This window comes from Colwellia sp. 75C3, assembly GCF_002836255.1.
Classification (GTDB): Bacteria; Pseudomonadota; Gammaproteobacteria; order Enterobacterales; family Alteromonadaceae; genus Colwellia.
Genome location: NZ_PJAU01000032.1, coordinates 567,654 through 587,933, shown reverse-complemented (window position 1 = coordinate 587,933; position 20,280 = coordinate 567,654). Strand labels below are relative to the sequence as shown.

Annotated in this window: 17 protein-coding genes; 6 read left to right on the top strand and 11 right to left on the bottom strand. The window is 37.6% G+C overall.

From position 1 onward, the window contains the following. Nucleotides 1–203: 203 nt before the first annotated feature. The 4 genes from CXF85_RS04425 (at nt 204) to CXF85_RS04410 (ending at nt 5,049) form a co-directional block, all read left to right on the top strand. On the top strand, nt 204–656 hold the full coding sequence (locus tag CXF85_RS04425) for a DUF2141 domain-containing protein (RefSeq protein ID WP_101227289.1): 453 nt from the start codon (nt 204–206) through the stop codon (nt 654–656). A gap of 98 nt (nt 657–754) precedes the next feature. Further along, nucleotides 755–1,915: a sensor histidine kinase gene (locus CXF85_RS04420; RefSeq protein WP_101227288.1), complete on the top strand. Its 1,161-nt coding sequence runs from the start codon at nt 755–757 to the stop codon at nt 1,913–1,915. After that, the gene (locus CXF85_RS04415; RefSeq protein WP_101227287.1) at nt 1,908–2,555 is read left to right on the top strand and encodes a response regulator transcription factor; all 648 of its coding nucleotides are present in this window, start codon (nt 1,908–1,910) and stop codon (nt 2,553–2,555) included. The genes CXF85_RS04420 and CXF85_RS04415 overlap by 8 nt, the downstream gene beginning before the upstream one ends. 538 nt (nt 2,556–3,093) lie before the next feature. Continuing rightward, nucleotides 3,094–5,049, top strand: a complete 1,956-nt coding sequence (locus CXF85_RS04410) for an ATP-dependent DNA helicase (protein WP_101227286.1) — start codon at nt 3,094–3,096, stop codon at nt 5,047–5,049. A gap of 92 nt (nt 5,050–5,141) precedes the next feature. Here CXF85_RS04410 and CXF85_RS04405 read toward each other — a convergent pair whose 3' ends face one another. The 11 genes from CXF85_RS04405 to tkt all read right to left on the bottom strand — a co-directional run bounded on the left by CXF85_RS04405 (nt 5,142) and on the right by tkt (nt 16,980). Next, a complete protein-coding gene (locus tag CXF85_RS04405) occupies nt 5,142–5,510 on the bottom strand; it encodes a DUF6768 family protein (protein WP_101227285.1) in 369 nt (122 codons plus the stop codon). A 32-nt stretch (nt 5,511–5,542) separates the two neighbouring features. Then, the gene (locus CXF85_RS04400; protein WP_101227284.1) at nt 5,543–6,085 is read right to left on the bottom strand and encodes an RNA polymerase sigma factor; all 543 of its coding nucleotides are present in this window, start codon (nt 6,083–6,085) and stop codon (nt 5,543–5,545) included. Between the two features lie 306 nt (nt 6,086–6,391). Continuing rightward, nucleotides 6,392–6,889, bottom strand: coding sequence for a glycine cleavage system protein R (locus CXF85_RS04395; RefSeq protein WP_101227283.1), 498 nt, complete (start codon nt 6,887–6,889; stop codon nt 6,392–6,394). A gap of 114 nt (nt 6,890–7,003) precedes the next feature. Next, nucleotides 7,004–7,366 (bottom strand): PilZ domain-containing protein, encoded by a 363-nt coding sequence (locus tag CXF85_RS04390; RefSeq protein ID WP_101227282.1) that lies wholly within the window; start codon nt 7,364–7,366, stop codon nt 7,004–7,006. A 311-nt stretch (nt 7,367–7,677) separates the two neighbouring features. Continuing rightward, nucleotides 7,678–9,357: an energy-dependent translational throttle protein EttA gene (gene ettA, locus CXF85_RS04385; protein ID WP_101227281.1), complete on the bottom strand. Its 1,680-nt coding sequence runs from the start codon at nt 9,355–9,357 to the stop codon at nt 7,678–7,680. Nucleotides 9,358–9,618: 261 nt separating this feature from the next. Next, nucleotides 9,619–9,807 carry a hypothetical protein gene (locus CXF85_RS04380; RefSeq protein WP_101227280.1) on the bottom strand — a complete coding sequence of 63 codons (189 nt, stop codon included), beginning with the start codon at nt 9,805–9,807 and terminating at the stop codon, nt 9,619–9,621. 263 nt (nt 9,808–10,070) lie between these two features. After that, nucleotides 10,071–10,949, bottom strand: coding sequence for a DUF481 domain-containing protein (locus tag CXF85_RS04375; protein ID WP_101227279.1), 879 nt, complete (start codon nt 10,947–10,949; stop codon nt 10,071–10,073). A gap of 137 nt (nt 10,950–11,086) precedes the next feature. Continuing rightward, on the bottom strand, nt 11,087–12,151 hold the full coding sequence (gene fba / locus CXF85_RS04370; protein ID WP_101227278.1) for a class II fructose-bisphosphate aldolase: 1,065 nt from the start codon (nt 12,149–12,151) through the stop codon (nt 11,087–11,089). A 423-nt stretch (nt 12,152–12,574) separates the two neighbouring features. Then, a complete protein-coding gene (locus tag CXF85_RS04365; protein WP_101227277.1) occupies nt 12,575–13,753 on the bottom strand; it encodes a phosphoglycerate kinase in 1,179 nt (392 codons plus the stop codon). 95 nt (nt 13,754–13,848) lie between these two features. After that, nucleotides 13,849–14,868: an erythrose-4-phosphate dehydrogenase gene (gene epd / locus CXF85_RS04360; RefSeq protein ID WP_101227276.1), complete on the bottom strand. Its 1,020-nt coding sequence runs from the start codon at nt 14,866–14,868 to the stop codon at nt 13,849–13,851. Between the two features lie 123 nt (nt 14,869–14,991). Beyond that, nucleotides 14,992–16,980 (bottom strand): transketolase, encoded by a 1,989-nt coding sequence (tkt, locus tag CXF85_RS04355; protein WP_101227275.1) that lies wholly within the window; start codon nt 16,978–16,980, stop codon nt 14,992–14,994. Between the two features lie 201 nt (nt 16,981–17,181). Here tkt and CXF85_RS04350 point away from each other — a divergent pair, with 201 nt between their 5' ends. Beyond that, on the top strand, nt 17,182–19,530 hold the full coding sequence (locus CXF85_RS04350; protein ID WP_101227274.1) for a CHASE domain-containing protein: 2,349 nt from the start codon (nt 17,182–17,184) through the stop codon (nt 19,528–19,530). A 158-nt stretch (nt 19,531–19,688) separates the two neighbouring features. Then, nucleotides 19,689–19,826 carry a hypothetical protein gene (locus CXF85_RS22740; RefSeq protein WP_157829018.1) on the top strand — a complete coding sequence of 46 codons (138 nt, stop codon included), beginning with the start codon at nt 19,689–19,691 and terminating at the stop codon, nt 19,824–19,826. Nucleotides 19,827–20,280 lie beyond the last annotated feature (454 nt).

Genomic DNA, 20,280 nt, shown 5'->3' with positions numbered 1-20,280 from the left:
GCTTGTTTTTAAATAATGCAAAAAGCTATGCCAAAAGTCATGAAAACAATCCGATTAAAAGATGACTTTTGGCACCTGTAGCGAATAGCGAAATTACCTATCATTACCTTGTCGAAACAACATCGCTTAGCCAGACGTTTTTGCTAAGCCGCTCTTGAAGAGCATCACTCAAATAAAGCATCAATGAAATAAAGGAAAATATTATGTCTATTAAAAAAATGATCACTTTCTCAGCAAGTAGTTTAGTACTAGCAGCAATTAGTTCATTATCGCTAATCGCAGTGATGAGTCAGCAAGCAGTAGCTGCAGACTTAACGGTAAATATTAGTGATGTTAACCAAGGTAAAGGTCATGTGATGGTCGGTTTATATTCAGACTCTGAGGCATTTAGTCAAGGGAGAGCAAGCTTTGGCTCAAGAGTTAAAGCTGATAAAGCACAAGAGCAAGTCGTTTTTAAAGATTTACCTGCGGGCGAATATGCCATTAAAATTTATCAAGATGAAAACAGTAACCAAAAGCTCGATTTTAATTTTATCGGTATTCCAAAAGAAGGGTATGGTTTTAGTAATAATGTCGGTAGATTTGGTTCACCTAATTACCAAGAAGCAAAATTTACCGTTGAAGAAAAAACAGAAATTCAAATAGAATTATTTTAATATGAAATAATCAGCTATTAATAAACGTTCTAGTATCAGTTAACTTTGAAACTAAAGCGTTTTGTCATTATCACTAAGAAGACGCGGTAAAATTAACTATGTTTAAGTCATCAATTCCAGAGCATTTACGTAAAGACTGGCTATTACACTTGTCTGGATTTTTGACTTGGTCAGTTATCTGTTTTCTTTCTTTGAACAACTTATCTGCAGGTACTGAACTGTATCTAAAGTTAGCCGCCTTCTTAGCTTTTTACCTATCTTTTGCCTGTATCGTTTCCTCTCAGTCAGTAGATTACCCAAACCGTGATAAGTTAATACTGTTATGCCAAGTGATTTTAGTACTGCTATTGGTCAGTTTTGATAAATACGATATTGCGCCAATTTTATTAGTGCTTATTGCCACGCAATTGCCGTCAAGGTTTAGTCGGCGTCAAGCTATGTACATCATGATTGCCATTACGGCAGCGCACTTTTTTATAAAATATGATGGTCATATCCTTAATGCATTTTTCCATGTCATTATTTATTTTATGCTGCAGATATTTGGCTTTTCGGCTATTGAAAGTAACTTACGAGAAGTCAAAGCAAAAGAAGAACTTAGTGCTATTAATCAAGAGTTATTGGCGGCGCGCTTTATGTTAAAGGAATCATCACAACGTAAAGAACGCTTGAGAATTTCAAGAGACTTGCATGATGTTATTGGTCATCAATTAACTGCTTTAGCGTTAAACCTTGAAGTAAGTCGACATAAAGTTCCTGATGAGTTTAAGCCCTTGTTAGCGCAAAATCTCATTCAAGCTAAAACATTATTATCAGACGTACGTGAAGTAGTGAAAGAAATGCGTAGTGAAGAGCAGTTTGATCTAGTAGAAAAATTATCTGATCTTATTGAACAACTACCTCAATGCCAGCTTAAAGTGGAGTCTTCATCTGAAATTAATGCACTTTCTTTGAAGCAACAATTGATGTTTTGCTTACAGGAAGGGGTGAGTAATGCCATACGCCATGGTAAGGCGGATCAATTTACCCTATCAGTTGAGAAACAAGATAAACAACTCAGTCTTTATTTAACGGATAATGGTGTGACGAAGTCTACAGAACAGTCAGTTACTCAGCTAAATCATAAAGTAGAAAAGCAATTAGGTAGTGGTCTTATTGGCATGCAAGAGCGTTTAGCTGACTTTCAAGGCATCGTTGAACTGATACAAACACCGTCAGGTTGTACTTTAAAAATTCAAGTGGAAGATAACTATGACTAAAAACAATCTAGAGCATAAAATCATTAATGTTGCCTTGGTTGATGATCAACAATTGGTAAGGCAGGGCATTGCGGGCTTATTGACCTTAAGTGACGATATTAATATTATTTGGCAGGCAGAAGATGGTGAGCAAGCACAGCTGAAACTTAGCGAACAGCAACCCGATGTGCTGTTACTTGATATTCGCATGCCAAAAGTATCAGGTATTGAGTTAGTAAAGATATTAAGAGCCCAAGGTAATTCATTACCTATCTTAATGCTGACCACTTTTGATGATAGCGAGTTATTCATGCAAAGTTTGCAAGCCGGCGCTAATGGCTTTCTACTGAAGGATGTTTCACTAGAAAAACTAGTCAATGCAGTAAAAACACTAGCAGAAGGTGGTTTCGTTGCTGAGCCTGTGGTGATGAAACAAATAAATAAAGGTTTTGATATCTCTCCTGTATTGGAAAAGTTATCTGAAAAGGAAAACCAAATCTTAAAGTTAATGGCTGGCGGGTTTTCTAATAAAGAAATTGCCGCGAGTATTTTTCTAGCTGAAGGCACAGTAAAAAACCATGTCTCCAATATCTTGTCAAAACTAAACACCCGAGATAGAACACGTGCCGTGATAATTGCCTTGAATGAAGGAATTATCTAATAAAGACGTAGAACATAAAAGCTAATACCAATTCCGATAAGTTTCTGATCTTGTTGTACGAAGTGAAAATATTTCAGGGCAAGGCGCTTGATTGACCAATAGCTGGCTATTGGGATTGAAAGCAACGCCGTCCTGGATAATTTTAGCCAGTACAAGTGGTCAATAATTTAACGGAATTGGTATAACTAACCAGAGCTCTGGATAATGAGTGCTTGATGTTTAAGTAAAATCAATAAATTCGCGGGTTAAATAAAAATGACAACACGCTTGAAGTAACTATATGTTCTATCAATGTTTCATCTCATGCCATTATCAAGGCAAAACGTTTATGAATAGCGGGCTATTTATCGACGTTTTAACGCAGAGAATGGCATTAGGGGGAATCTTGAGCAAATGCTACTTATCCATAGTTCAGGTTTACAAGCATTTAGCAAAGCGCTAGTAAAGATAACGAATGTAGGTATAATTCTTAGCTATTCCTATTCGCTTAATGGTGGGATTTAACTGCCTTTAAGCAACGTTGCCGATATATCTATTCATGACAGCCTCAACTGATAGTTCAATTTCTAATGTTAGCAAAGCTTTTGCCGATGATGGCGCTTTAGCTAAGGCCATTACCGGCTTCTCTCCTCGTCAGGCGCAAACTGATATGGCGCTTGATGTTGCCCATGCAATAGACAAGGAATCATCGCTTATCGTTGAGGCAGGAACGGGTACCGGAAAAACTTTTGCTTATTTAATCCCTGCCTTTTTAGCCTTGAATCCGAAAAATCCTAAAAAAATAGTGGTATCTACCGGGACTAAGAATCTGCAAGAGCAACTATTTCATAAAGATATTCCCCTAATCAAAAAGGCGCTGGCGAGTAATGCGCAAGTCGCTTTATTAAAGGGTCGTGCAAACTATTTATGTAACTACCGGTTAGCGCAGTACCAAGATAGCCGTGGTCAACTTGATGCACAAATGTTGCAAGATTTGGTTAAAGTAAAAACCTGGGCCAATGGCACGCAAAGTGGCGATATTGGCGAAATAGTTAATGTTAATGAAGATTCCAGTATTTTTCCTTTGGTAACGAGCACCTTAGATAACTGTTTGGCAAGAGATTGCCCTGATTATGAAGCATGTCACCTTGTTAGAGCACGTCAAAAAGCCAGTGACGCCGACATTATAGTGGTGAACCACCATTTGTTTTTTGCTGATATGGCATTGAAAGACACCGGGTTCGGTGAGCTGATTCCTAAAGCTCAGGTAATGATTTTCGATGAAGCACATCAAATCGGTGATATCGCCAGTGAGTATTTTGGCGAGGCTTTTTCTAGTAAACAGCTGGTAGATTTATGCACTGACGTATTACAAGTACACCGCAGTAGTTTAACTGATGTTAAACAATTAGGATTGGCAGCAGAAAAATTACAGAAAACCTGTCAAGAATTTCGCCTGTTATTTAACTATGATCCTGAGCGCGGTAATTGGCGAGAAAAGTATAAACAAGTTCAATTCCAGCAAAAATTCGCTAACCTAAAAATTGATTTAGACTTTTTATATCAAGTGATAAAACTGTGTGTCTCAAGAAATGAAGCGATAGATAATTGCTTTGATCGTGCAGTAAATTTACTTGCTCAGTATGACGTGATGGCAAATATTGAAGGTTACGGCATGAGTTTTTGGTATGAAACCACACCTCGAAGCGTGGTATTACATCAAACGCCGTTAACGGTTAGTGATAAGTTTAGCGCTGTTGTAAAAGAGTCGGGTGCGGGTTGGATTTTTACTTCAGCGACCTTGGCAGTAGATAATAGCTTTGATCACTTTGCCCAACATTTAGGTTTGCAAAGTGCTAAACAATTGATGCTCGATAGCCCTTTTGATTATCAAGCGCAGTCACAACTTGTAGTGCCGCGTTATTTACCCCAAGCAAATGACAAAAATCGCGCGTTAAAACTTGCCGAACTTGCCGAGCCGCTGATTAAAGCCAGTAAAGGTGCCTGTTTTATGCTTTTTACCAGTTACCGGGTTATGCATCAGGTTGCTGAAGCCTTAGCTGAAAGTATTGATAATCCGTTATTAGTTCAAGGTAAAATGGCCAAGCGAAAACTGCTTGAACAGTTTGTTGAGCAAGACAGTGCCGTATTACTTGCTACGGCAAGTTTCTGGGAAGGTGTTGATGTTCGCGGCGATAAGCTCACTTGTGTGATTATTGATAAATTACCCTTTGCTTCGCCGGACGATCCTTTACTGCAGGCTCGCTGTGAAGATGTTAGACGTCAAGGCGGAGAGCCCTTTACTCAAATTCAATTACCCCAAGCGGTCATCGCGCTAAAACAAGGAGTAGGGCGACTTATCCGTGATGTTAGCGATCGTGGTGTAATGGTTATTTGTGATGATAGGTTAGTGAATAAACCTTACGGTGCAACTTTTCTAAAGAGTTTGCCTGATATGAAACGTAGTCGAGATATAAATAAAGCCGCTGAATTCCTCGCTCGTTTATCAGAGTAGGCCCCTCTCAAATATGCTATAAAAATAAGTCCAGCAGTTAATAACTGATGAACATTTTTTTTATCAGTGTTTTTATTTTAAGTATTACCAGCTCAAATACCTGCTGATAATCTCTCTACCGCTAACTCAACTCGCTTAATTTCACGCATTAAAGAACTTCTATTCATTTCCATCCACACCCACTGCTTCATAGCAATTTGTGCGTAGGCTGACAACAATAAAGAAACCCCCCAAAAGGTGTAACCTTCAATATTGTCAGCGGTAAAAAATTGATAACCTGTCCATAACATCACCGCGCTGACGATAATGATTACAATATTAATTATTATCATCCATCGACCCATACCTCCCTTAAAGGAGGCTTTTGCCATTGCGATTAAACCTTGGTCATTCAACATTAATTTATCAATCTCATTGGCTTCGTTTTCTAGCTCTGCTTTTATTTTTTCATCGATTTTCATAATCCTACTCCGTTACAATACGTCATTTTTAATTAAGATAAATCAAACTTCTGCTGCAGTAGTTTTCTAGCACGATTGAGTCTTGATTTAACGGTTCCTACAGGTATATCCAAAATAATACTAATCTCAGCTAACTTCATTTCGTCTAAGTAAAAAAGGTGAATCATTTGTTTTTCTATTGCTGGCAGGCGGTTAATCGCGTTACTTCGTTCACTTTTAACATCCGAGGTATGTTCGAAATCAGTTTCTTGATTATTACCGGTAAAATCTTTATTAAGTCTATTATCACACTTATTTTTATCTCTAAGCTGGGTTCTTAATAAGTCAGTTACCCGCCACTTCAGCGTACGATAGAGCCAGCTTTTGAACACCCTTGGGTCTTTTAATTGATATAAGTTTTTACTGACTTTAATCCAGCAGTCTTGTACCGCATCATTAGCCAGTTCGTGGTCATGACATAGCTTATAGGCAAACCTCAATAACGATTTTTGATAAGTCAAGACCAATAAGTTGAAAGCCTTATGGTTCCCTCTTTGTGCCGATATCACCAATAAGTCTTCTTCAGCTTGTAACATTAATGGTTTCCTAGAGTAAATAACCAATAACCAATTTATTATTGCTTCTTACTACTAAAGACGTTTATCCGATTAACAAGGTTCATTTATTTTTAAGTTTACGGTATATAATCATTTGCTAACAAGATTCTCAACTTGATTCTGTTTGAAGTTATTGATGGAGCCTAGCACTTGAGAAACGTGCATAAAAAATCCGATGAAAAATATCATCGGATTTTTATCTCATTGGTCAATGTATCAAGTTATTTTTTTGCTTAACTGAACGGCATTAGCTTACCGCACTCTTTTTAGGTATGGGTTGTCATACTAGCGGGAAATATCTACCATCAAGTCATCTGCTATTTGTTCTAGTGCGCTGATAAGGTCATCAACCGATTTATCATCAATAGCAATTTGAACTTTCGCTTTAAAAATATCTTGGCCAGTATGGGCCGCACTATTCTTTGAACTGACCAGTTTGATTAAGTTACCACTTTGATGATGAATAACAGAGGAAACTTCTTGTACTATGCCCGCTCTATCATTAGCGGTAATTTCTAGTACTAAGTTACTCACCACATCAGGTAAGTTAGGCTCAGCCATTTCAATTTGGCAACTCAAACCACTAATGGCTTTTAATTCACTGATTAAGCTTTCGCTTTTTTCACTTGCCACTGCAACTTCAATAACGCCGGCGAAAAAACCTGATAAATGATGCAAGCTACTGACTTGCCAATTGCCTTGATGCTTGGAAATTATTTTGGATAAGGTGTCGACTAGGCCTGTTTGATCAGGGCCAATACAAGAGATAACTAAATGATTCATTAAGACTCCTAAAAGGTCAGGGTAAATAAGTGGAAAATTTATATTAACTTAAACATTCATTTAAGTATTAATTAAAATAGTAACGCAAACATAATCTTAAGCACTAACTAATTTTTAGTTTACGCGTGATAACTGGCTCAATTCTTTATTAAGCTGTTCACTATCTCCTAGGTTGAGCTCAACCAAGCGGCGTAAATGGGTAACACTGTCTATATCAATAGCATTACATTGCAAGCCTGTCTCGTCCTTTTCTTCATGGACAACAGCAATGTTCATGGTCACTTCTGACTCTCTGTCTGACAGTACAAAATGTAAAGTACCGAGTTTACCTTTTAATGATATTTCACTGTCTATGGCGGTAACTAAGGCACCATTAAGTGATATATCATGGATAGACACCGGATATGTTTGTTCTTCAATTTCTATTTCTGCACTTATTGAAAATAAAATGCGAGTAAATTGTCGTCTATTGTCCATGTCTATGTTCCATTCTGACTAGTAATACCAATTCCACTAATTTATTGCCCACTTGTGCTGGTTAAAACACACCATGTCAGCGTTGCTCTTAATCCCAATAGCCAGCTATTGCTCAATCTAGCGCCTTGCCCTGATATATTTTTCCTATGCACAACAAGATCACAAACTTAATGTGATTGGTATAAATATTGCGGTTGTGTCTCTTTAGCATAGCCCCATTTTATTCAAAAGTAAAAACATACTGAACACAAAAAAGCCAGTTAAAATCAAAATTTTAACTGGCTTTAATAGACTTTGAATAGGTACGTTTATTAACCTATTTTTTTGTATCTAATTCTGTGTGGTTCCGTTGCGGCAGGCCCTAATGTTTTCTTCAACCAAGCTTCATATTCAGTAAAGTTACCTTCATAGAAATTGATTTTACCTTCATCACGGTAATCTAGAATGTGCGTGGAGATACGATCTAGGAACCAGCGATCATGAGAAATAACCATGGCACAACCAGGGAACTCTAATAACGCTTCTTCAAGTGCACGTAATGTTTCAACATCTAAATCGTTGGTTGGTTCATCAAGTAGTAATACATTACCGCCTGTTTGAACAAGCTTAGCTAAATGAACACGGTTACGCTCACCACCGGATAAGTCACCAATGATCTTTTGCTGATCGTTACCTTTAAAGTTAAAACGACTCACGTAAGCACGACTTGGAATTTCAAAATTACCAATTTGTAAAATTTCATGGCCTTGTGATATTTCTTGGTAAACTGTTTTGGTGTTGTCCATGTCATCACGGAACTGATCAACACTGGCAAGTTTAACGGTATCACCAAGTTCTACATTACCAGAATCTGGTTTTTCAGCACCTGACATCATTTTGAATAGTGTTGATTTACCCGCGCCGTTTGGCCCGATAATACCAACGATAGCTCCTTTAGGAACGCTAAAACTTAAATCATCAATAAGTACTCTATCGCCAAACGATTTAGTTAAGTTATTAACATCTAAAACTTTATCGCCTAAACGTGGTCCAGGTGGAATGTAAAGTTCGTTAGTTTCATTACGCTTTTGATGATCTTGACTATTAAGTTCTTCAAAACGTGCCATACGAGCTTTGCTTTTTGATTGACGCGCTTTTGGATTTGAACGAACCCATTCAAGCTCTTGCTTGATGGTTTTTTGCAATGCGCTTTCAGTTTTACCTTCACGTTCAAGACGAGCATCTTTTTGCTCTAACCAAGAAGAGTAGTTACCTTCATAAGGGATACCGTGTCCTCTATCAAGTTCTAATATCCAACCAGCAACATTATCTAAGAAATATCTATCATGGGTAATGGCAACAACAGTGCCAGGATAGTCATGTAAGAAGCGTTCTAACCAAGCAACAGACTCTGCATCTAAATGGTTGGTTGGTTCATCCAGTAATAACATATCTGGTTTTTCGAGTAACAAGCGACAAAGAGCAACACGACGGCGTTCACCACCACTTAGTACGCCAATTTTTTGATCCCATTCAGGTAAACGTAAAGCGTCAGCAGCACGCTCAAGTACGTTATCAATATTATGACCATCGTTGCTATTGATAATATCTTCTAGCTCGCCTTGCTCTTTAGCTAGCTTATCAAAATCAGCACCTTCTTCAGCATACTCGTTATAGACTTGATCAAGACGTGCTAACGCATTTTTAACTGTCGCAACGCCTTCTTCAACAATTTCTCTAACCGTCTTTGTTTCGTCAAGGATTGGCTCTTGAGGTAAATAACCAATGTTAGTGCCAGCTAATGCGGTAGCTTCACCTTCAAATTCAGTATCAAGACCGGCCATAATGCGAAGTAGGGTAGATTTACCTGAACCGTTTAAGCCTAAAACACCTATTTTAACGCCAGGGAAAAATGAAAGAGAAATGTCTTTTAAAATAGTGCGTTTTGGTGGAACTACTTTAGAAACTCGATTCATCGTCATGATGAATTTATCTGGTAACGGCTGAGCCATGTAGATACCTTTTTAATTGAAGATAATTATAATTGCCGATATTTTAGGTTAAAGGGGCAAGGCAAGCAAATGTGATTGATAGGATTTATGTTTTAGTTGCAAGTAAGAGGAGGTGGATTACTTTCAAGTTTAAAAATAGTGATCTTTTCTGATGTGATCGGCATAAAGTATCTACTTAATTTAAGTAGATACTTTATCTCGCGTACTTGTTGAGTTTTTTATAAATTCTCAGCGCTGTATTCGTGATGAGATAACATTTCATTATGGTCTCTGCACCAATAATGCAGTATTTTTAATCTCGATAACTTTACCATTAACTTCAATTGTATGACGTTCATGTTTAACGCCGTCAGTTGCAATGGCGAGAGCGGATAAGCTAAGTAACATGCCACTTACTGAAAGTAATAACGCTAGTGCCATTTTGCTAAAAGGTGCTTTAATTGAATTCATAATAATCCCTTCACTGTGGTTTGTTCTATTAATGAGTTAATTATTAATCAACTCTATCTCCTTTGTGTAATGCTACTTCTGTGCCACTAATTTTTTCATATAGATAACAAGTGATTAGCATTAAATAGAAAAGTGAAGTCTTAGCTGAATCCCAATATTAGGATTGTAGTGTACTGATATCGGGAATATTTTAATTAATATCGCATTGCTTGTTTATGGAACATTAATAGCTATGGTTTTATTTATTCAAACTAAAACTAAAACTAAAAACTATAAATAAGTACCGCAGAGGTTTCTGTATTCAAATTGTTTTTATCATCATCTACTTTGGAATTGTAATCGATAATAAAGTTAAGCTTAAGTTGCAGCGAATCAATTAATTTACTGGTGATTGAGCTTTCAGCTTTGTAAATGCTATTTTGCCCAACTTCAATGGCGTGTTTTACCACGAACAATTGTTTAAACTCAATGTGCTCATTAATTTTTCGAATATAAAGCGCTTGTGCTTGTAAAATTAGGGTGTCTTGCGTTTTACTTGTCATGCCTGCTGCAATTTCTTCAGGAGTCACTTGGGTAACGTCCCTTTTAAAACCTGGACCAACATCAGCATCAAAACTGGCTTCTTTACTTTCAAACCAACGACGTCCCCATCCTCCTGACATTGAAGCTTGAGAGTCAAATCCAGAAAAACGGTTTTCTTCATAAAATACACTACCATAGACGTAGTTCTGTTTAGCGGCATCCAGCGTGTAGTTGGTTTGCGAAGAAATGCTCCATTTTTGATCCGTCGTATCAAAATTTTTGTCAATTTCATCTGTACTAGTTTCTTTCTCTATTTCTGTCTTTTTTACTAACAAATCAAAAACAAAGAAACTACGCCAAAGACCTCTTTCAAAACGTAGATCCAAACCGGTTTTAATATCGGCGCTACGGGTATTACCTGTTAAGTAAAGAATACCAAGTTGTGCTGAGGCGGTAAACAAGGTGCCTGATACGGGTTGCTTGGATTCATCAGCTTTTTCAAGACTAAATAATATGTCTGATGCATCAGCAGCATTGCTTTCAGTATCTTGAGCATAAGAGAAAACAGGTAAAGCACAATAAAGTGCGAAAATAGGGAGTAGGATAAAGCGAGAAAACATCTTGGAAATTACTTAATATAAATGAACGGTTATTATTTTAGTCGATTATACCTAAGTACTTTATTTTTTTCGAGCATAAAAAAAGGGCCGAAGCCCTTTTCATTCATAATATTTGTTAGTGCTTTGTACCAATAATATTACTTGATGATAGCTCTTAACTGACCACTTTGGTAACGGTCAAACATATTATCAAGACTTATAGGTTTGATTTTACTGGCATTACCGACAGTGTTAAATGCTTCATAACGTGCTTTACAAATGTCGTACATAGCATTAGTTGATACTTGTAAAAATTTACGCGGATCAAATTCACTTGGGTTTTCAGCTAAGAATTTACGAATAGAACCCGTAGCAGCAAGACGTAAATCAGTATCTATATTGATTTTACGAACACCGTGTTTAATACCTTGCTGAATTTGCTCAACAGGTACACCGTATGTTTCAGGGATTTTACCGCCAAATTCGTTAATAATCGCTAGCCATTCCTGTGGTACAGATGAAGAGCCGTGCATTACTAAATGAGTCTGTGGAATACGTTGATGAATCGCTTTAATGCGGTCAATCGCTAAAATGTCACCAGTAGGTGGACGAGTAAACTTATAAGCACCGTGAGAAGTACCACAAGCAATAGCTAGTGCATCTACTTGGGTTTTATTAACAAAATCAGCAGCTTCTTCAGGGTCTGTTAACATTTGCTCTTTTGTTAAGATACCTTCAGCACCAACACCGTCTTCTTCACCAGCCATACCGGTTTCAAGAGAGCCTAAACAACCCAATTCGCCTTCAACAGAAACACCACAAGCGTGTGCCATTTCAACAGTGCGACGAGTTACGTCAACATTGTATTCATAACTGCTTGGTGTTTTACCGTCATCCATTAAAGAGCCATCCATCATTACTGATGAAAAACCTAATTGGATTGAACGTTGACAAACCGTAGGAGAAGTACCGTGATCTTGATGCATAACCACTGGAATATGTGGAAACTCTTCAATCGCCGCTAAAATCAAATGACGTAAAAAAGGTGCGCCGGCGTATTTTCTGGCACCAGCAGAAGCTTGCATGATGACAGGGCTATCAGTATCACTAGCGGCAAGCATAATTGCACGTACTTGCTCTAAGTTATTTACATTAAATGCTGGAATACCGTATTCAAATTCTGCCGCATGATCGAGCATTTGGCGCATTGAAATTAAAGCCATTTACTTACTCCTAGATAAGTTTTGTTGCTGAGGGTGAAAGTTTTTATTTTGATTACAAAATTATAGCAAATAGCACCCTTATCTGACAGGTTAATTTGATTAAAGTTGTCTTTTAAACAGAAATATAAATAAATACTGAATTTTGTGCGAATATTACAACATAATTGTGTTTTACTGGCTGAATCAGTACGTTTTTTGAGGTTGTGATTGTAAGTTTACTACAATAACTTTGCAAGAAGTTTCGTTTATATTTCGACTTTGTTTCGTTTTGATGGTTTTATTAGGGTTAGAGTTTCGTTTTTCTTTCTTTTACGTTACATATCTTTAGTTTTCGATATTTTAGATAACAAAAAACGAGTACCTTTGGTAAGGCACTCGTTTTTATTTTATTACTTATTAGCCATTAAGGGCTCATAAGTATATTTATACCTTAGCGCGTTGCTCTAATATTTCTACAGCAGGTAATACTTTACCTTCTAAGAACTCTAAGAAAGCACCACCGCCGGTTGAGATGTAAGATATTTTATCGGCAATATCATACTTATCTACAGCGGCTAACGTATCGCCACCACCAGCAATTGAGAAGGCTGAACTATCAGCAATGGCTTGGGCGATGACCTTAGTGCCTTCACCGAATTGATCAAATTCAAATACGCCTACTGGACCATTCCAAACGATGGTGCCAGCGTTAGCGATAATTTCAGTTAATGCTTTTGCTGTTTCAGGGCCAATGTCAAAAATCATTTCGTCAGCATTAACTTCATTTACTTGTTTTAAAGTCGCTGTCGCTGACGGCGAGAATTCAGTGGCGACAACAACATCAGTAGGAACAGGGATATTGCCGTTGTTAGCTTGCGCTTGTTTAGTTAAACGAGCAGCTTCTTCAACTAAATCTGCTTCAAATAATGATTTTCCAACATTATGTCCATCAGCTGCAATAAACGTATTGGCAATACCACCACCGACTACAAGCTGGTCAACAATACCTGCTAAAGAGTCTAATACGGTTAATTTAGTCGATACTTTTGAGCCACCTACAATAGCAACAAGTGGTCTAGCTGGATTGTCTAAAGCTTTACCTAATGCTTCTAATTCACCCGAGAGTAATGGGCCAGCACAAGCAGTAGTCGCAAATTTTGCTACGCCATGCGTACTTGCATGAGCGCGATGAGCAGTACCGAAAGCATCCATAACAAAAACGTCACATAAAGCGGCTAACTTTTTAGCTAAGCCGTCGTCATTTTTCTTTTCACCAACATTAAAACGAATGTTTTCAAATACCACTAATTCGCCAGCAGCAACTTCAACACCATTTAGGTAATCAGTAACTAAACGAACTGGGTAGTTTAAGGCAGCACTTAAATAATCTGTAACAGGCTTAAGTGAAAATTCTTCTTCTGGTTGGCCTTCTGTTGGGCGACCTAAGTGAGACATAACCATCACTTTTGCACCCGCTTCTAGGGCAAGCTTTAAAGTAGGTAATGCTGCGCGTAGACGGGCATCTGATGTGATTTTACCATCAGCTACAGGTACATTTAAATCTTCACGAATTAACACGCGCTGGTTAGCTAATGTTAGATCAGCCATTTTGATAATAGACATTATTATTTCCTGTTTTCACTGTTGGTGAATTATGTGCAATATTATTAAATATCTACTAAGAATATTTCTTAATAAATATTCGTCTTTAAAGTGTTTTAACTTTCAGCTTGATGCATTGCCATGGCAGTATCTAACATGCGGTTGGCAAAGCCCCATTCATTGTCACACCAAACAAGCATTTTAATTAAGCGCTTATGGCTGACACGGGTTTGGTTACCATCAACGATACAAGAGTGAGGGTCATGATTAAAATCGACCGAAACCAAAGGCTCTTCGGTATACCCTAATACGCCATACAAGTCATGGTTGCTTGTTGCATCTTTTATCGCTTGGTTGATGTCGCTAATGCTGACATCATTATTAACAGTCAGACTTAAATCCATAGCGGTAACATTAATTGTCGGTACACGTACTGCAATCGCTTCAAAGCGGCCTTTAAATTTAGGTAATATTCGCTCGATGCCCGCAGCAAGTTTAGTATCTACTGGAATGATCGATTGACTGGCAGCACGAGAGAGTCGTAGATCTTTATGATAAGCATCAATGACTTGTTGGTCATGCATTGATGAATGAATGGTGGTGATACTACCACTTTCTACGTCGAATGCTTCATCGATTACTTTGATCACAGGTACTATACAGTTCGTTGTACAAGAGCCATTTGAGACAATACGATCATCTGGGGTTAATATCTGATGATTAATACCATAAATGATGGTTGCATCAATATCTTGACTACCAGGATGAGAGAATAATACTTTTTTAGCACCTCGATTAATATGGCTTAAACCATCAGCTCGATTGCCATACTTACCCGTACAATCAAGTACAATATCAATATTTTGTTGTTGCCAAGGTAGGCTATTTAAGTTGCCAATATGCGTTAACGCTATTTCATCGCCATTGATAACTAATTGGTCTTCTTTTTGGCTGACACTGAAAGGAAATCGGCCATGAGTACTATCATATTTTAATAGATGCGCTATGCCAGAAGCAGGTGCTAACTCATTGATTGAAACTAGGGTGAATAAATCTGTCTTGCCACTTTCATATAGCGCTCTAACGACGCTGCGACCGATACGGCCAAAGCCATTAATGGCAATTCTAATTGTCATAATTTTACTGCATTTACGGATGGTTTTAATCGATAAATTAGTACTAACTTATCGGAGTAATGCGGATTAATGCGGACCATAACGCCTGTTTATTAGACGTTGTAGCCCGCTTAATTCATTTACTTATAGCTCGTTTACTGTATTTACAACATTGTCTACAGTGAAACCAAAGTGCTCAAGTAATACATTACCTGGAGCGGATTCACCAAATGTTGTCATACCAACAACTGCGCCATTTAGACCAACATACTTAGCCCAAAAATCAACGTGAGCTGCTTCAATAGCAACACGCTTGATTACGCTAGCAGGTAAGATTGACTCTTTATATTCTTTGCTCTGCTTATCAAACACATTGGTTGATGGCATAGAAACAACACGTACTTTTTTACCTTGCTCAGTTAATGCTGTTGCAGCATTTACTGCTAAAGCTACTTCAGAGCCTGTTGCCATTAAAATAACATCCGCAGTACCGTCACAATCAACCAGTACATAAGCACCTTTTTCAATCGCACTTACTTGCGTTTGAGTACGAGTCATTGCTGGTAAACCTTGACGTGAAAATATTAAGGCAGTTGGTGCCTTTTGACTTTGCACCGCAGCTTTCCAAGCAACAGCAGACTCAGTTGCATCACATGGGCGCCATGTTGTTAAGTTTGGTGTAGTTCTTAAGTTAGTTAACTGCTCAATAGGTTGATGCGTTGGACCATCTTCACCTTGACCAATAGAGTCATGAGTGTAAACAAAGATATTTTGAATGCCCATTAATGCTGACATACGTACAGCGTTACGTGCATATTCCATAAACATCATGAATGTTGCGCCGTAGTTTACAAAACCACCGTGTAGCGAGATACCATTCATAATACTGCTCATACCAAATTCACGTACACCGTAGAAGATGTAGTTACCAGCAGGATCAGTTTCAATACCTTTAGAGCCAGACCATAAAGTTAAGTTAGAACCAGCTAAATCGGCAGAGCCACCTAGCATTTCAGGTAATACTGCACCAAAAGCTTCGATAGCATTTTGTGATGCTTTACGTGAAGCAATGTTTTCACTGCTCTCGTGACACTGTTGAATGAAAGCATTCGCTTTTTCTTCAAATTCAGCAGGTAATTCACCTTTAATTACACGACGTTCATATTCGCTGGCAAGTGCTGGGTGTGCTGCTTGGTAAGCGGCAAATTTATCATTCCAGCTAACTTGGCTTGCTTGGCCTTTTTCTTTTCTGTCCCATTGTGCGTAAACGTCACTTGGAATATCAAAAGGAGCATGAGACCAGTTTAATCTTTCACGTGTTGCAGCAATCTCGTCATCACCTAGTGGTGCGCCGTGACAGTTATGAGTGCCTTCTTTATTTGGTGAACCAAAACCGATGATAGTTTTACAACAAATCATACTTGGCTTATCAGTCACTAATTTAGCCGCTTCAATAGCGTGAGTGATAGCTTGTGGATCATGACCATCAACACAAATAACATGCCAGCCATAAGACTCAAAGCGTGCGGGAGTATTATCAGTAAACCAACCTTCAACGTTACCATCGATTGAAATGCCATTGTCATCCCAAAAGGCAATAAGCTTACCTAAGCCTAAAGTACCAGCAAGTGAACAAGACTCATGAGAAAGACCTTCCATTAAACAACCATCGCCTAAGAAGCAATAAGTGAAATGGTCAACAATCGCGTGATCTTCACGGTTAAACTGTGCTGCTAATGTTTTTTCAGCAATAGCCATACCAACAGCATTAGCAATGCCTGCGCCTAATGGACCTGTAGTTGTTTCAACGCCTGGCGTGTAACCATATTCAGGATGACCAGGTGTTTTTGAATGTAATTGACGAAATTCCTTCAAATCTTCAATAGATAAATCGTAACCCGATAAATGTAATAAAGAATAGATAAGCATTGAACCATGGCCGTTTGATAAAACAAAGCGATCGCGGTCGGCCCAGTTAGGGTCAGTTGGGTTATGCTTTAAAAAATCACGCCATAATACTTCGGCAATATCTGCCATGCCCATAGGGGCACCAGGGTGTCCTGATTTTGCTTTTTGTACGGCATCCATACTTAATACACGGATAGCATTTGCTAGCTCTTGACGCGATGACATAATAGCTCCAGATCTGATAGTCTTGAAAGAATAAAAATTGCGCGTATTTTCGCTTACCAAAGCACGTAGCGCAAACTAAATTGTACAATTTTTTATATTATTTTGTATGGTGGTTAATTATTCGGATACTATAGTTGAAACCTAAGAAGAATATTTACAATTGATTAACGGACTCACAATGCCGATCTTAAATAATTACCTATGATAAAACTTCACCTATCACGCTTTTTTATTTCTGCCATTTTATATATTGCCATTTGTTTTGGTGCGATATGGTTTATTAATCCACAATCACTGGTAAATTTTGTTGGCCCTTCTGCGGCACTTATTAGTGGTTTATTACTGATTTGGGGCATTACGCCACTTATTGCGGTATTACTGATTAGCCCTGTATTGGCATTTGTTTTTGGATATTATTTTCAGTTAGATGCAGATTTAGCTGTGATGACTATTGCCGTGCTCGCCATAATTTTGCAAGGTTTTTGGACTAAGCAGCTTGTTTTTCGGTTTATTCATTATAAAAAATGGCTAACATCAAGAAAGCACCTGTTTTTCTTTTTATTACGTATTGGGCCTATTGCAAGTCTAGTCTCTGCCAGCTCGGTATTGATTATGTCTATGCTGGACAACCAAGTAATACAAGGCACTTTTTTCTATACTTTTATTCACACTTGGTCGACGAGTATGTTAGTGGCAGTCTTTTTTATTCCATTATTATTGTTGGTTAAAAATGCTGAACAGCTTAAATTAGCTAAGCGACTCTTTGTGGGCTTTACGTCTTTATTGGGTGGTTTGGCTATTTTTCTATTACTCAAAGCCTCTCAATATGAACAACAACAATATAGGCAAGCGCTATTTAACCAATCGAAAGTAGAAGTAGAGCGGTTAATTATCGAAGAGGTGAACTCGGTAGTTGATAATGTCAGTAGTCTTTCGGCATTATTTAAAGCCAGTGAGCATGTTTCATTAACAGAGTTTAATTTGTTTAGTAAAAGCATTTTTAATAGAGATTCAAGTGTCAGAGCATTAGAGTGGGCTCCCATTATTTCTTTTGCTCAGCGAGCAAGTTTCGAGCAACAAAGTTCAAAAATACTGGATCAGAATTTTCAAATTAAAGAGCTTACAGCAAACGGAGATATGACCTTAGCTGAGTCACGTAATCAATATGCCCCTTTATATTATATATACCCGCAATATGGTAACCAGGCAGCTTTAGGTTTAGATGTTTATAGCAACCCTAAGCATATATTGTCTATGCAAACCGTTATTGATAGCGAAGAGACTATTGCAAGTGCGCCAATCACCTTAGTGCAAGACCAGCTAGCTATGCCGGGTATGTTATTTAGCAAAGCTATTTTTTCACCGCTTGAAGGGCGTGAATCATCTCAGGCATCAGGGCAACAGAAGTTATCATTAATAAAAGAAGGTAAGTTATTAGGTTTTGTTGTTGCCGTCGTTCAATTTGACCGCTTTTTCGGGCACCTGGCACAACAAAAAAATCAAGAGGTTAGTTTTTTTATTCAGGATATTTCAAACGGTAAAGCCCATATTTTGTTTGGTCAGGCATTACCTACTGCAAACAGGCATATTGATACAATATCTATTGAGGTGTTTTCCCGTCTTTGGCAAATTAATATAGTGGAAAAGCAACCATGGTTTAGTCAGGCTAAAAGTTGGCAAGCATGGGCTGTACTTATTGGTGGCACATTGGGGGCATTGTTATTTCAAATGTTGGTATTGATGATGGCTGCTTACTCAAGTGAATTAGGACAGCAAGTAAACAGTAAAACCAGAGCGCTTATTTTAGCTAAAGAAAGCTCGGAGCAAAAAAGCTTAGCTAAAAGCAACTTTTTAAACAACCTAAACAAAGAGTTACGTGTTCCCTTATTAGCCGTAAAAGCGTTTGTTGAACAATTAAAGAAAAAAGGCATTAATAATAAACAAGTGACAGGAATAAGCCATGCGGGCAACAATGTTGCTCTGCTACTCGATACTATGATGGATTTATCTGATATCGAGTCAGGTAAAATTACCGCCAAAGAAGATTGTTTTGATTTTTATGGTTTTTTACAACGCAGCGAATCGGTACTTAAAGCAAGTAATGTCTATGAAGGGAAGTCAATTTTCTTCCTTATCGATACTACTGTACCTCACTATATAAACAGCGATGAATTGTATATACAAAAGTTACTCAATGCGCTGATTGAAAGTGCCCATCATTTGTTAAAAACAGATGCACTGCGTTTATCAATAAAACTTCATAAGCATAAGTTAGCAGAGGCTAGTTTATTTTTTACGCTGGTATCACAAAATCCTATTAGCACCGATATAAATGATCCAGCTTTTAGCCAGCACAGAGATGATAAGTTAACAGCAGACAGTACTGCATTAGCTATGGCTATTAAATATAGCCAGTTATTACGAGGCGATACTAATTTAGGTGCTTTGAGCTCAGGTGCTGGTGTACTAAATGCTTCGATTCGAGTGACGATATCATCCAGTGACCAACAAGAAGCCCAGCAAGGATTAACATTTGATTTATTGAGCTAATTTTTTTTAGTAAGAGAAAAATATTGTTAATAAACAATATTAAAATACAAATTTAAAAAAACTTGTAAAATAAAGGTTAATGGTTTAGTGTCTTTGTGCCTGTTCACAAATAGTACAAATTAATAATAAATCAAACAGGCTGCTACATAGGTAAAACAATGAATAATTCATCCTCGCGAGGGTTCAAATTAACAAGCGTGATATTTGCAGTAATTATCATGGCAGTGAGTGCAATGCTGAGTGGTAACTCAGTCGCAGATGACATGGATGTAGAAATAACGCAATCTGAAGAATAGCTTCGTATTTGATTGCCATGAAAAATTTAAGCTCCACTACTGAATTATTATAGGTAGTGGGGCTTTTTACTTTTATGTAGTCAGAAATTGGCTACCAGAGTGTTACTGTTTTTTATGTTGAAAATGTTCGAATCTCATGATTTAGAGATTAAATAAAATTTAAGCAGATCATTCTAACCACATTGTCGTTCCTGAAAAACGCATCAATCTAGTTTATAAATGTGTTCACGTTACTGAAAGTTCCTGCACACCTACTCGTAATGTTTTATGGCCTAAAAGCATTTACATATTGAACATCATGTTAACAAAACTATTAGCATTACCATTCGTAGTGTTTAGATTTAACCTACTGTTAATTATATAATTAACAGTAGGTTAAAAAAAACACTATTGGTCACAAAATAAACTTCTAAAAATCATCTCCTATTTGTTGGGTATTTGTCCAAAAGCCGTC

Bases quoted from the DNA above. Each gene is read 5' to 3' on its own strand.
- CXF85_RS04415 (WP_101227287.1), top strand. From the start codon at position 1,908: ATGACTAAAAACAATCTAGAGCATAAAATCATTAATGTTGCCTTGGTT.
- CXF85_RS04400 (WP_101227284.1), bottom strand. From the start codon at position 6,085: ATGTTACAAGCTGAAGAAGACTTATTGGTGATATCGGCACAAAGAGGG.
- CXF85_RS04420 (WP_101227288.1), top strand. From the start codon at position 755: ATGTTTAAGTCATCAATTCCAGAGCATTTACGTAAAGACTGGCTATTA.
- CXF85_RS04405 (WP_101227285.1), bottom strand. From the start codon at position 5,510: ATGAAAATCGATGAAAAAATAAAAGCAGAGCTAGAAAACGAAGCCAAT.
- CXF85_RS22740 (WP_157829018.1), top strand. From the start codon at position 19,689: ATGAATAATTCATCCTCGCGAGGGTTCAAATTAACAAGCGTGATATTT.
- CXF85_RS04425 (WP_101227289.1), top strand. From the start codon at position 204: ATGTCTATTAAAAAAATGATCACTTTCTCAGCAAGTAGTTTAGTACTA.
- CXF85_RS04410 (WP_101227286.1), top strand. From the start codon at position 3,094: ATGACAGCCTCAACTGATAGTTCAATTTCTAATGTTAGCAAAGCTTTT.
- CXF85_RS04380 (WP_101227280.1), bottom strand. From the start codon at position 9,807: ATGAATTCAATTAAAGCACCTTTTAGCAAAATGGCACTAGCGTTATTA.
- CXF85_RS04365 (WP_101227277.1), bottom strand. From the start codon at position 13,753: ATGTCTATTATCAAAATGGCTGATCTAACATTAGCTAACCAGCGCGTG.
- CXF85_RS04390 (WP_101227282.1), bottom strand. From the start codon at position 7,366: ATGGACAATAGACGACAATTTACTCGCATTTTATTTTCAATAAGTGCA.
- epd (WP_101227276.1), bottom strand. From the start codon at position 14,868: ATGACAATTAGAATTGCCATTAATGGCTTTGGCCGTATCGGTCGCAGC.
- tkt (WP_101227275.1), bottom strand. From the start codon at position 16,980: ATGTCATCGCGTCAAGAGCTAGCAAATGCTATCCGTGTATTAAGTATG.
- CXF85_RS04350 (WP_101227274.1), top strand. From the start codon at position 17,182: ATGATAAAACTTCACCTATCACGCTTTTTTATTTCTGCCATTTTATAT.
- CXF85_RS04375 (WP_101227279.1), bottom strand. From the start codon at position 10,949: ATGTTTTCTCGCTTTATCCTACTCCCTATTTTCGCACTTTATTGTGCT.
- fba (WP_101227278.1), bottom strand. From the start codon at position 12,151: ATGGCTTTAATTTCAATGCGCCAAATGCTCGATCATGCGGCAGAATTT.
- CXF85_RS04395 (WP_101227283.1), bottom strand. From the start codon at position 6,889: ATGAATCATTTAGTTATCTCTTGTATTGGCCCTGATCAAACAGGCCTA.
- ettA (WP_101227281.1), bottom strand. From the start codon at position 9,357: ATGGCTCAGCCGTTACCAGATAAATTCATCATGACGATGAATCGAGTT.